General features: G+C 63.5%; 11 protein-coding genes and 1 other RNA gene. 7 read left to right on the forward strand and 5 right to left on the reverse strand.

The genetic code is table 11. From position 1 onward, the window contains the following. The first annotated feature begins 137 nt into the window (after nucleotides 1-137). From trpC to Pla111_RS06025, 3 genes are all read left to right on the forward strand, one after another. The gene (gene trpC, locus Pla111_RS06015; protein ID WP_146572352.1) at nucleotides 138-941 is read left to right on the forward strand and encodes an indole-3-glycerol phosphate synthase TrpC; all 804 of its coding nucleotides are present in this window, start codon (nucleotides 138-140) and stop codon (nucleotides 939-941) included. 195 nt (nucleotides 942-1,136) lie between these two features. Continuing rightward, nucleotides 1,137-1,754 carry a hypothetical protein gene (locus tag Pla111_RS06020; protein ID WP_146572354.1) on the forward strand — a complete coding sequence of 206 codons (618 nt, stop codon included), beginning with the start codon at nucleotides 1,137-1,139 and terminating at the stop codon, nucleotides 1,752-1,754. Between the two features lie 112 nt (nucleotides 1,755-1,866). Beyond that, on the forward strand, nucleotides 1,867-2,538 hold the full coding sequence (locus Pla111_RS06025; RefSeq protein WP_197524802.1) for an MOSC domain-containing protein: 672 nt from the start codon (nucleotides 1,867-1,869) through the stop codon (nucleotides 2,536-2,538). 71 nt (nucleotides 2,539-2,609) lie between these two features. Here Pla111_RS06025 and rpoN read toward each other — a convergent pair whose 3' ends face one another. The 4 genes from rpoN to ffs all read right to left on the reverse strand — a co-directional run bounded on the left by rpoN (nucleotide 2,610) and on the right by ffs (nucleotide 6,678). Further along, nucleotides 2,610-4,133, reverse strand: coding sequence for an RNA polymerase factor sigma-54 (gene rpoN / locus Pla111_RS06030; RefSeq protein WP_146572356.1), 1,524 nt, complete (start codon nucleotides 4,131-4,133; stop codon nucleotides 2,610-2,612). Nucleotides 4,134-4,358: 225 nt separating this feature from the next. After that, nucleotides 4,359-4,727 (reverse strand): YbaB/EbfC family nucleoid-associated protein, encoded by a 369-nt coding sequence (locus Pla111_RS06035; protein WP_197524803.1) that lies wholly within the window; start codon nucleotides 4,725-4,727, stop codon nucleotides 4,359-4,361. Between the two features lie 111 nt (nucleotides 4,728-4,838). Beyond that, nucleotides 4,839-6,509: a DNA polymerase III subunit gamma/tau gene (dnaX, locus tag Pla111_RS06040; protein WP_146572358.1), complete on the reverse strand. Its 1,671-nt coding sequence runs from the start codon at nucleotides 6,507-6,509 to the stop codon at nucleotides 4,839-4,841. Nucleotides 6,510-6,583: 74 nt separating this feature from the next. Further along, nucleotides 6,584-6,678, reverse strand: an RNA gene (gene ffs, locus Pla111_RS06045) — signal recognition particle sRNA small type. Nucleotides 6,679-6,793: 115 nt separating this feature from the next. Between ffs and gluQRS the strand changes: the two genes are divergently transcribed. From gluQRS to Pla111_RS06065, 4 genes are all read left to right on the forward strand, one after another. Further along, a complete protein-coding gene (gene gluQRS / locus Pla111_RS06050; RefSeq protein ID WP_146572360.1) occupies nucleotides 6,794-7,741 on the forward strand; it encodes a tRNA glutamyl-Q(34) synthetase GluQRS in 948 nt (315 codons plus the stop codon). A 183-nt stretch (nucleotides 7,742-7,924) separates the two neighbouring features. Beyond that, a complete protein-coding gene (locus Pla111_RS06055; RefSeq protein WP_146572362.1) occupies nucleotides 7,925-8,437 on the forward strand; it encodes a TIGR03546 family protein in 513 nt (170 codons plus the stop codon). A gap of 4 nt (nucleotides 8,438-8,441) precedes the next feature. Next, on the forward strand, nucleotides 8,442-10,247 hold the full coding sequence (locus Pla111_RS06060) for a TIGR03545 family protein (RefSeq protein WP_146572364.1): 1,806 nt from the start codon (nucleotides 8,442-8,444) through the stop codon (nucleotides 10,245-10,247). Between the two features lie 243 nt (nucleotides 10,248-10,490). Continuing rightward, complete coding sequence (locus tag Pla111_RS06065) at nucleotides 10,491-11,123, forward strand: hypothetical protein (protein ID WP_146572366.1); 633 nt, start codon at nucleotides 10,491-10,493, stop codon at nucleotides 11,121-11,123. A gap of 444 nt (nucleotides 11,124-11,567) precedes the next feature. Here the strand turns inward: Pla111_RS06065 and Pla111_RS06070 are convergent, their stop codons facing one another. Next, a complete protein-coding gene (locus tag Pla111_RS06070; protein WP_146572368.1) occupies nucleotides 11,568-12,038 on the reverse strand; it encodes a CBS domain-containing protein in 471 nt (156 codons plus the stop codon). Nucleotides 12,039-12,263: the final 225 nt, after the last annotated feature.

Here is a 12,263-nt window from a genome sequence, read left to right on the forward strand (position 1 = left end):
GAGGTGCTGTCAGAGCACAACGCCATGAGCCGGGCGCTAGCGGCCCTGCGATGCAGCACGGATGATACGCCGACACGAATTCCCCCGGAATGGCGATCGGCAGGTCGCCCTCGCAGTTTGCTGGCGCCGTGGAGCCTATGGCCACCATCCTGGACAAGATCGTTGCTGTGAAGCGGGAAGAGGTTGCTGTGGCACGCGCCGCGGTGCCACTTGCCGAGCTCCGCCGACAGGTGGCAGACGCTCCCCCGGCCCGCGGTTTCTTCAAGGGGCTTGCCGCCCAGCGCCCCCGCGACGGGGGACCGATCAAACTGATCGCCGAGGTTAAAAAAGCGAGCCCCTCGGCGGGGGTGATCCGCGCGGACTTTGATCCTGTGGCGATCGCCCGGGCCTACGCCGCGGCGGGGGCCACGTGCCTGAGTGTGCTGACCGACGCGCCCCACTTTCAGGGCAGCCTCGACTATCTGCGGGCAATTCACTCTGCCGTTGACCTGCCGGTGCTGCGCAAGGACTTTCTGATCGACGAGCACCAGGTGATCGAGGCACGCGTAGCCGGGGCCGACGCGGTGCTGTTGATCGCCGAGTGTTTATCCCCGACACAGCTTGCCGATCTGCATGGCTTGGCGAAGGAACTGGGGATGGACGCTTTAGTGGAGTTCTATGAGCCGACCAATCTTGCCGCGGTGCTTGCCTGTGGCGCGCGGCTTGTGGGGGTGAATAATCGCAACCTCCACACGTTCCAGATCGACCTGGGGCACTGCGAACAGATGCATCGCGAGTTGCCCGCTGAGGTGGTGTTTGTGGCCGAGAGCGGCATCCGCACGCGGGCTGACGCCGAGCGCCTGCAAGCCGCGGGGATCGACGCGATGCTCGTCGGCGAGTCGCTGATGGGGCAGGCGGATATCGCGATGGCCACCAAGGCGTTACTAGGCGCTAACGCCTAGTTTTATTTAGAGAACATCTGCTGGGGGTAACTGTTTCAGTTGAAAAATCGGCAAGTTCACAGAGAAACAAGGTGACGGACGCCTGCTTCAAGTTTATTCTGAAACAGCTTTTCTGCTTCGTGGTGTTGCGGCGACGTCTGTGGTCGATCTGCGAAGTCTTGTTCCCCCCCATTCTTCTTTGATGGTAGGCGCCCAATGAAACGATCTCTCCCCGTTCTGATGTTGGCCTTTGCCGTGACTCTGCAAGTCGGCATGGCCTCAGCGAACAATCTGCTTGTTAATCCTGGCTTTGAAGACCCCGTGACCTACGATGGCCCTCCGTTCGTCGGCTTCTGGGAAGCCTTCAGCGCCGGTGCCGGCTCGGGTGCCGGTAACACGAACACCCTTCCGCTCTCCGGTGCCCAGCATCTGGAGATGGTCATCAACGGAGTTGCGAGCAGCTTTGCTGGCGTCTTCCAACAGGTTGCGATAAACCCCAGCTTAGACGTGACTTTCTCGGGCTTCGGAGCCAGCTTGCTGGAAAGCGGTGGCAGCGAAGTTCGCTTCGAGTGGTTTGATGCTACCGAAACTGCGCTGGGCGGTACACCGAACCTCGTCCCCGTGCTGGGCACGACCTACACACCGTTTTCGTACACCGCTACGCCCCCCGCTGGGGCCGTTTTCGCCCGCGCGGTTTACGCCATCCAAAGCTTTGGCGGTCCGGTGAATCAGCAGGTTTACTTGGACGACCTGTCGGTTACACAGGTTCCCGAGCCCGCCACCGCGCTGCTGGCTCTGGTTGCGCTGGCCCCGCTTGGCCTGCGTCGTCGCTAAACGCTTAGCGGATAGACGGATCTCTCTCACCGCACCGGGCCTTGTGCCCGGTGCGGTTTTTTTGTGCGCAGCCGCCAAGCCAACGCGACCTTGGTCGGATACTCTGGGGGCCATGGCCACGCTCGAATCGATCCAAGTCGGTACACCCCGCGAGTTCACCGCCGTTGCGGGCGACACCAGCCAACAACCCTGGACAACCGCCTTCTATAAACAGCCCGTCAACGGACCGATTCACGCTGGGCGGCTGGGTCTTGAGGGAGACAGCGTCGCCGACCCCAAATACCACGGGGGCCCCGACAAGGCGATGTGCGTCTACACGGCCGATCATTTTCCGTACTGGCGTGAAGAGTTGGGCTTTGGCGAGGAGTTTGGTCCGGGCGCTTTCGGCGAGAATCTCACCATCGCCGGCCTCACCGAAGCCGATGTGTGCCTCGGTGATGTCTGGCAGATTGACGGCGTACGTCTGCAGGTATCGCAGCCGCGCCAGCCCTGCTGGAAGATTGCTCGGCGTTGGTGCCAGAAAGAACTGACCGCCCGCGTGCAACAGAATGGCTACACGGGCTGGTATGTGCGTGTGCTGGTCGAGGGGCCACTGCACCCCGGCGAGGCAATCTTGCTTGCGGAGCGACCCTTACCCGAGTGGCCGCTAACCCGTGCGAACGAGGTGATGCATCATCGCCGCTCCGATCGCACGGCCGCCGCGGAACTCGCCGCGATCACACTGCTCGCCGAGGCTTGGCGCGCCGAGCTAACCGCACGCATCAAGAAACTAGATAAAGCGTGAGTTCTGACGACAAGTCGGCCTGAGCCGCCGCCCGTCACGCAGTCGCCTGAAGAAGCCGTCACGCCGGCGCGTTAAGAAGGAGCCTTGTCGGCCGCCCAGTCACGGCGTTGCCGGCTGGAGGGGATGTCCATCGCTTTGCGGTACTTGGTAACCGTGCGGCGGGCCACATCGATGCCGGATTTGGCGAGCTCCTTTACCAGCGCGTCGTCCGAGAGCGGCTTGGCCTTGTCTTCTTTGTCGACGATCTCTTGTAGCTTGATCCGCACCACGTCCCAGGCGACGTCCTCTCCCTCGGAGTTGGTGGTGCCACCGACAAAGAACCGTTTGAGCGGGAAGATGCCCCGCGGCGTTTGCACCCACTTATCGTCTACCGCGCGGCTGACCGTGGTGACGTGAACGCCCACCTTGTCCGCGATCTGCTGCATCTTGAGCGGCTCGATCGCTTCGGGGCCGTCATCGAGGAACCGCGTCTGGTGATCGACGATCGCCTGCGAGACCCGCGTCAGCGTGCTGCGGCGTTGTTCGATCGCCTCGATCAACCATTGGGCCGAGTTGACCTTGCGCTTGATGTAGTCGCGGGTCGATTCGTCGGCACCGGCGGCTTGCTTCAGCAGGTTGCGGTAGTACGGCGAAACGTACAGCGACGGCGTGTCGCCGTCTTCCAGACGGACCACATAGCGGTCGTTTTCGTCTTTCTCGAGATAAACGTCGGGGGTAACCGTGGGCACGCTCGACGCGGCGAAGTCGGCCCCGGGCTTCGGCTTGAGCAGCCGAATCTCTTCCCACAGCTCGTTGATGTCTTCGATTGACATGCCCGTCTTCTTCGAGATCAGCGGCAGCCGATTATTCTCCAGGTCGGGCAAGTGCCCCTCGATCAGCACACGCATCTCATCTGCAAACGGGTTGCCTACACGCAGTTGCAGCAACAAGCACTCTTTGAGCGACCGAGCGCCGACACCGGGCGGGTCGAGGTGCTGCACGATCTGCAACGCCTCTTCGGCCAGCTCGAGCTGCTGACGCCGATAGCTCGCGGCGTCGCCGTTGAGTTCGACCGGCGAAGGGGGGATCAGCTCTTCTAGCGGCGACTTCAGGTAGCCATTCGAGTCGAGGCTAAAGATGATCCGCTCCGCCATCCGGCGCAGCTCGTCGCTCAAGTCAAACCAACTGAGCTGATGATGCAGATAGTCCGCAAGCGACTCGGGGCGAGCCAGCATGTTGGCCATCTGATCGTGGGCCCGATCGGCGTCGGCCTCCATCTGCCCCTGCGAGGGCCGACTCCGCTCCTCGTAATCGTCGGGCAGATTCTCCGCCATGTTCACGAGACGCTCAAAGTCGTCTTCGTAGTTGGCGTTGTCACCGTCTTCAACGATCAGCTCGCGCTCGCTGTCGTCCGACGAGTCGTTCGACTCAATCGGAGCGCCTTCCTCGCCCTCGGGCTCGACGAGCTCAAGGCACGGGTTGTCTTGCATCTCTTGTTCGATTCGTTCTTGCAGCGCGAGAATCGGCAGCTGCAAGATTTCCATCGATTGGATCATGCGCGGCGCAAGCACTTGCTTTTGCGCCATCTGCATCTGCTGTCCGAAGGACAATCGCATGATCGATCACTGGTTGGAAGGTGACGTCGGTCCGACGCCTTGGTGGTGGCTTCCGGTGCTCACGCAGAGCGCTGGGCAGCACGCTGTAACATACCGCTGGGCGATCGATAAGGTCAAACAACCGGCCCCCGTAAGTCTAGCTCACTTAGGGGGTTCCGGTGCCGCTAGAAGCCCGTTTGGGCGGCGGCAGACGGCGGCCAAAGCCTTTTCCAGCAGGTGGTCGCGCTACGCGCCGGTACCGCCGGTGAATTTCTCCATCATATCCCCTAGTCCCGGCAGATCGATTCCGCCGGTGATCTCTTGGAGGGCTTCGGCGTGGCGTTGTCGCGCCTTTTGGGCGGCGTCGTTGATCGCCGCCGGGAGCAGATCCTCGAGCATCTCGCGCTCGCCCCGTTCGACGAGTCCCGGATCCAGCCGCACGGCGAGAACCTCTTGCGATCCGCTCATGGTGACTTCCACCATCCCGCCTCCGGCCGTGCCAGTGACGCGTTCGGCTTTCATCCGTTCTTGCAGCTCCTTCATCCGGGCACCCACTTGTTGCGCCTGCTGCATCATCTGTCCGAGGTTAGCCAGATTGCCGAGTCCTTTGAGCATGGTCTTCTGTTGTAAAAAGAGAACTGACGGAACCAATGCCTCGGAGCGCGGGCGGAGCGATCGCCCTGGCACGCTCCCCATCATGCACACCCTGCCGTGCAAGCGACAAGCCTACGGCCCCCCCTCCTTGGGTGGGAAGTACTTAAGCTTGTCGGGTTCGATGTCGAACAGCTCCAGCGCACGACGAACAAACGGCCGGTCGGCGATCTCGGCTTGTTGCTGCCGTCGGTTTGGGCGACGCGGCGATACGGCCTGAGGCTTGGCCGCCCCGTGTTCGAGTTGTGCGGCGAGCTGGGCCACCAGGCCGTCGGTCGGTGGGACCGTGGCCGTACCTTGGGTTTCAGCGCTCTCCGGTTCGTTCGCGCCGGGTCGCGACCCAGCGCTGGCGGGCGCAGCCGTTGGGGGGGAGGCTGATGGGGGCGGCGATGGCAGCGGCGCTGCTGGAGACGAAGATGCAGGAGACGGCTGGGGAGTTGGCTGGGCTGCAATGTCGCCGGAACCGCTCGCACGCGGATTGGTTGCCGGAGGGGCGACGCGGCTTGCGGCGGGTGGCGCGCTGACTACCGCTGCGGCCGGGTTCGCTTTTAGATCGGCGACCGCTTGGGCGAGTTCGTCCAGGTCATCCATTGCAGCGATCCGCACAACGGCCATGTCCAGCAGCGTTCGCTCGTAAACGCTTACCCGCATCCGTGCGGCCGTGTGATCCAAGACCTGAAGAATCGCCAGCAGCGTGTTGACACCCAGCCGCTTGCCAAGCGACTGCGTCTGCTCGAACTGTGCGGGCAGGGCGTGCAGCATGCGCTCCGCAGGACATCCGACCGCGGCGGCCATCGCGTCGCGGTAGTAGCCAACGAGCTGATCAAGAAGCTGGCCGGGGTCGGCTCCGTTGTGGATCGCGGCATCGATCGCCGCTAAGCCGGACGCGGCGTCACGCTCGGCGAGGCGTTCGGCGAGCTCGGCAATCCGTGCCGCGGGGGCGATTCCTAGTAGCGCATACACATTCTCGGCGGTAATCTGGTGATCGGCTACCGCCAGTAGCTGTTCCAATAGCGACTGGCTGTCACGCATCGAACCGGCGGCCCGGATCGACAGGATCTGCAACGCCTCAGCGTCGATCGCCACCCCCTCGGCCTGGGCTATCTGCGCCAGCCGTTGTCCGATCGCAGGAGCTTCGACTCCGGCGAAGTCGAATCGCTGACACCGCGAGAGGATCGTGATCGGAATCTTGTTAGGCTCGGTCGTGGCGAAGACAAACTTCACGTGCTCGGGAGGCTCCTCGAGCGTCTTCAGAAGCGCATTGAACGCTTCTTTGGTGAGCATATGGACTTCGTCGATGATGTAGACCTTGAACCGGCTGCGGCTTGGGCGGATGCCCGCGTTCTGCCGTAGCAGGCGGATCTCATCGATGCCCCGATTGCTGGCACCGTCGATTTCCAAGACATCGACGTCGTCGCCTGAGGCCACGCGCTGGCACGAGTCGCACGCGTTGCAGGGGGTGGGCGTGGGGCCCGACTCGCAGTTGAGCGCTTTCGAAAGGATGCGCGCGGCCGAGGTCTTCCCCACGCCGCGGGCACCGGTGAACAGGTAGGCGTGGCCGATGCGGCCCGAGCGGATTGCTTGCTCGAGCGCGCGGGCCACGTGCTCTTGGCCAATCAGCTCCGAGAAGAGTTGCGGGCGATAACGCCGCGCCACCACCACGTACTCCCCTTTTGCCTCGGGGGGCTTCGGGGGCGCGGGCTCGTGAGGCCTGACCGGAGGATCAGCCTGCGGTGCGTCGGACATGGCAAGCTGGGGGAGGGCTCGGCCGCCGCGGCAAAAACACATCCCGCCGCGAGAGGCGGACATCGGGCGGCGGCGGACGAGAGGCCCCCACACCCGGAGACACATGCTTATGGCTGCTGCGTTTCCACCCTGACCAGGTTCGCGAGGCCGCCGTCGCAGGGGCCCCTCGTCCGCCGCCGCGGCTGACGAGTATCGGCTATTCAAGGGCGGATCGTCAAACGCCTGCTCCCGCGTCGTAAGGGTGCCGCTTCGTCTCGGAGGCCTTAGGGCGTTAAGTTCGCGTAATGCGCACCCGCCTTGCCCCTTCGCCGACCGGAGCCCTGCACCTGGGAAACGCCCGCACGTTTCTCGTCAACTGGGCCCTGGCGCGGCAACGGGGGTGGCGGGTGCTGCTGCGGATCGACGACCTCGATGGGCCCCGAATCAAGCCCGGTGCCGCCGAGGAGGCAATCGACTTGCTCCGCTGGCTCGGACTGGATTGGGACGAGGGCCCCCGTTTTCAGTCCGCCCACCCGCAGCCCTATCGCGACGCGTTGGTTGCGCTGATCGAGGCGGGCCATGCTTACCCGTGTCGCTGCACGCGGTCACAGATCCTCGCCGCAAGCCTCTCGGCACCCCACGCCGGCGATCACGAATTACGCTACCCCGGTACCTGTCGCCCGCCCGCAGGGCAGCAAGCCGACGCCGCGCAACTCGACGACCCGTCACTCGCGTGGCGGCTACGTACGCCCGACACGACGATCACCTTCGCGGATCAGTTCTTGGGCTCGCAAGCATTCAACCCGCAACGTGAGGTGGGAGACTTCTTGATTGCGACCAAAGGGGGGCAACCCAGTTATCAGCTTGCCGTTGTCGTCGATGACGCCTGCCAGGGGGTGACCCAAGTCGTCCGCGGTGCCGATCTCCTTGCCAGCACAGCGCGCCAAATGATTCTCTACCAGCGGTTGGGCCTCGGAACGCCGCCCACCTACACCCACCTGCCGATCGTGGTTGGTGAAGACGGCCGTCGACTGGCAAAGCGCCACGGCGACACCCGGATCGACCACTATCGAAAACAGGGTATACGGCCCGAACGAGTGCTCGGCCTGTTGGCAGCCTGGTGTGGTTTCGGCCCGCCCCAACCGCTGAGCCGCGAAGATTTTCTCGACCGCTTTTCGTTCGATGCCGTTTCGACGGATCGCGTCACGCTCACCCCAGCCGACGAGGCCTGGTTGGTTGCGGAGTCGATCTAGGCGTGCACTCCGCTAGCGACCTGTCGATGCTGTCACCGCTGGCGCCCGAAAAATCGTTGCGGACGGAATAATCAAGTTAACCGGCCCCACTGGCCGATGCTCTCCGAGAAGCGCCGCCCTGCGCACGCGATTGTCGCGTAGCGGCGAGCCTTCGCCCACACTCCCGGACGAGCAGGCCCCCCCATGTCGGACTGGTACTTTGCCCCGTTGCGAGCAACGGTTGCGGCCCTGGTGGCTCACGACTCGACGCGCCAGATCGCTGTCGGCGTGGTTCTGGGTGCCATTCTGGGGCTATTGCCCAAGGCGACGTTGCTGGCCGCTATCTTTGCTTTCGCGTTAGCGGCATTCCGCGTCAACCGAGCCGCTGGCCTGGCCTCGGCCGGATTCTTCGCGATGCTCACGCCGTGGCTCGATCCGTTGTTGCATGCGGTCGGTTTCCGGGTCTTGGCCGCCCCCAGCCTGCAATCCTCGTTCGCCTGGCTCTACGACCTGCCGCTGGGCCCGTGGATGGGATTCCACAACTCAGTCGCCATGGGCTCCTTGCTTGTGGGCCTGTATATCGCCTATCCGCTCTACCTGGCGGTCCGCTCGTTGCTGGACCGCGTGCGTCCGCGCCTGGTTAGTTGGGTCATGAAATATCGCGTCGCGCGCGTCCTGCTGGGTGCCGACGTTGCCTCCCGTTGGGGAGCTCTCTGAGAATATGAACCGTTACATCCGCATCGGTTATGTCGCTCCGCGGTTGGTTGGAGCGCTCCTGCTGTACATCCTGATTGAAGTGGGGGCGGGAATCGCCCTGCGTCAATCGATCATCCAGGGGGGCCAAGCCGCGGTGGGTGCCCGCGTCGAAGTGCGTGAGGTGGCGGTATCGCTGCGCCACGCCCGCGCCACGATCGAGGGCCTGCAGCTGGCGAATCCAAGTCGGCCGATGGAGAACCTGCTGGAGGCCGATCGGCTGGAGCTGGACTTCGATGGCAATTCCTTGCTGCGTCGCAAGGCGATCGTCGATCACGCCGTTCTTCGCGGCGCACGGTTCGGTGTGCCGCGAGAAACCAGCGGAGCACTCGACCCCAGCGACAAAACGACCGATACCGCGTCGTTCGCGCCGTGGATCACCGAAGGTGCCAAAAACGCCGCCACGGCTTGGGCGGAGAAGCTCGGTGGTGACATCGAGGGGCGCTTGCAGAGCACCATCGATGAGTTCGAGTCACCGCGCTTGGCCGACGAGCTTGCCGAGCGCTGGCCGGCGCGTTACCAAGCGCTTCGCGACGAGGCCGACGCCCTACGCGACGAGGCTCGCCGCTTCCGCGATGAGCTGCGCGTGGCCCGCGAGAATCCGCTGCGGTACGTCGATCAACTCGCCGCGGCTCCCAGCCGGCTGCGGGCCCTGACTGCCCGCTTGAAGCAGCTCCAGACCGACGTGGCGTCCTTGCCGCGAGAGATTGAGGCCGACCGCCAGCAAATCGCCGTGGCCCGCCGCGCCGATGAAAGCCGGCTCCGCGCGTCGCTCGCGGCCGATCAATTGGATGCTAATTCGCTCACGACTCAGCTTTTGGGCGACACCGTCACGCAGCCGATCGCCGAGGCGATCTCGTGGTTGCGATGGGTGCGGCGGATGACCCCTTCCACGAAAGCCACTGGAAACGTCACGCCCGCCAGCCGCGGCGTCGACGTGCAGTTTCTTGGTCTCCAACAGCGCCCCAATCTGCTGATCCGCGCCTTGGACATCGAAGGTTCGGCGACGCTTGCTGGCCGCCCCGTCGAGATGACCGGCGTGCTAACGGGTCTGACCACCGAGCCCAGCCTGCACGGCGAGCCGATGCGGCTGGTGCTGAGCACGACCGGCGGTGCCAAGCTCGAAGTGCGTGCCACGATCGACCGCTCGACACCGGTCCCCAGCGAGACGATCCACATCGACTGCCCCAATTTCACGGTCCCGCGGCTCGAACTGGGTCCCGCGGCCGGTCTGGCCCTGCGGACCGATCCTTCGGTCGGCAACCTGACGGTGAGCCTGCAAACCGAAGGCGAGGCCTTGTCGGGCCAGATGCAGCTCGTGCAAGAACAGTTGCAGATCGAGCCCGCCCTGGGCCCGAACGCCAGTGCCTTCTCAGCAAGGCTTGCTGAAGCCGCGGCGGGCCGGCTGGGTCGATTGAATCGGGCCGCCACGCGTGTGGATCTGGCAGGCACGCTGAACACCCCCAAGGTGACCGTTTGGTCCAGCCTGGGAACCGGCCTCGCCGAGTCGTTGCGGGGAGCCGCAGAAGGGGTGATTTCCCAAGAGCGCGAGCGACTGCTGGCCGCTTCCAGCGAAGATCTGGCCGAGCGACTTGCCCGCTTTGATGCGGCCTTGAGGCCTTTGCAAGAGGCCGTTTCGGGTGCCGTTGAGGGCTCGGGTGGCGACCTGAAGTCGCTCAGCTCGGCCGTGCTCGCGGCCGGTTCGGGGCGTGGCAGCCTGTCATTCGAGAAGCTGGGACAGCAGCTTCCCAAGGCGGGCTCGCTGTTCCGCTAGCCCTTGCCCGCCGCCGCAAGAGTTAAAACAGGCGGTCTGCCGCAACCAGGGGTTATTCTGTCAGCTTTCTGCGGAATTCTGTTGACACCCTGTCGGGTTGCGACTGTACTACTGGATGGAATAAACAGTTACTGCTCGCAGCCAGAGGAAGGCTTGCGATCGGAACGCGCATGATTCGCGCTGATACATCTTGTCCTGTCCACTACTGAGTTAGTTCGCGTCATCGCGAGGAGGAAAGTTCCAATGAAGTCGTTCATCGCTACGCTCTCAGGTGTAGCAGCGGTATGTCTTTTGTCGGCCTCGTTAGCACAGGCCGCTACGATCGAGCTCCAGTTCACCGGGCTCGACGTTCTTTACGATGGCACGAACATCACCGATGCCAATAATGCTGGTGCCGACCCTCTCGGAGTGGTCACCGTCGATGTGGACGGATCACCGGTTGCCGGATCGCCTTTTTCTACGGCGGTTTCTGCTGAACTACTCATCCCCGGTGTCTTCAACATCGCGGTCGGTGGCGACACGGTCATGAGCGCCCCCGGTGGTTCCGTCACGGTCAACCTTCCGGCCGGTAACTTCCTAACCGTCGCGCTGGATTCGGCGACCATCACCTACCTGAACGCCGGCTTCGCTCGCTTTGCCTTCGGCGGTGCCGTGGCGAATGTCACCGGACAGTCCCTTCCCGGTGGCTTGATGATGGGCGATCCCATCAGCTTCTCTTTCTCGGCGATCTTGGCCTCGCAAACCAACAACGGTGTAGACCTGTTGACCTTCCGTGCCTCGGGCACCGGTGAGATCGAAGGCGCTGTCGTTCCTGAGCCGGCAACGGCTTTGCTGGCCGCTCTGGCTGCCCCCCTGGCACTCGGACGCCGCCGCTAAGCCGCTGAGTCGCAAGCTGCGACAGATTTTGCTCCACAGAGTTTACTCCAAAGAGCACAAGACTAAGCTTCGTTTGGACCCGCAAAGAGCCGTACGCCTTGGAAGAGGCGTGCGGCTCTTGCTCTTTCTGCGGCCTGTTTTAGGCAGAGTCGCTATGCAGAGTCGCTTAATCTCAGCCCCGTAGAGACGGGCGCGGCTGTGTCACCCGTGTGCGTGTTGGCCCGGCAATCTAAAGAGTTGTTTGCTGAACGGACTAACCTGTTCGCGGGACGGGTTCTCCCTTTCAGGCGGCCTGCCACGGCAAGAGATGCCCGAAAGCGGTTCTGTCCGGCATGATAAACGATCACGGCCAGCCCGGCCGGTACCCGCAATATGCGAGTGCCGCCCAAGCTGGCCAGTGAGGTTGGAGTCGCCAACGGAACGCTCGAGCGGGCTCCGTGTGCGCTAGGAGATCGGTGCGTCTTCACGCGCCATCAAAGCGCTGAGATACAATAAGGAACGCTGACGCGTGGGGGGCGTTTGCATCTCTTTCATGGCGGCACGGATGACATCGCGACGGCTGATCTGACCGAGCAGCAGGCCCTCGTCATCAATTACGGGCAAACGCCGGTAGCTCGTCAGCAGGAAGGCTTGCGCGATCGAGAGTAGTTGTGTCTCGGGCGTGATTGTGAGGGCTTCGCGGTCCATGAAAGCGCCCACATCGCTAGACGGCAGCTGCTCGTACGCCGAGTCGAGCATGACCTGCATGCTGCACCTTTCCGAGAAGATTCCCAGATACTTGTAGTCCGGATCGACGACCGGTGCCCCGGAGATACGGCGGCGGAGCAGCAGCTCGATCGCCTGATGAACGTCCATCTCGGGACGGAGCGTGACGAGCTTCGTCACCATGAAGTCGCGGGCCAGGACCGTGTGCATGGGCGGTTCTCCAGAAAGGCACAAGAAAGAGAAAAGAGGCGACGCGTCCTTCGCCGGGAAAGTGGCTCAGGGCGCGCCATACCGCTCCGCCGATGAGCGAAAAGCCATCGGCATTCCAGCAGCTGAAGCGTGTGAAGCTTCGCAACCGAAAAGCGAGCAACCGGGTCCGAGTATAGCGAGCGGGCTGCGAGGCTCCGAATTATGCGCGGCGATTCGAGCCCCTTT

The organism is Botrimarina hoheduenensis, assembly GCF_007859815.1.
In the GTDB taxonomy this organism is placed as follows: Bacteria; Planctomycetota; Planctomycetia; order Pirellulales; family Lacipirellulaceae; genus Botrimarina; species Botrimarina hoheduenensis.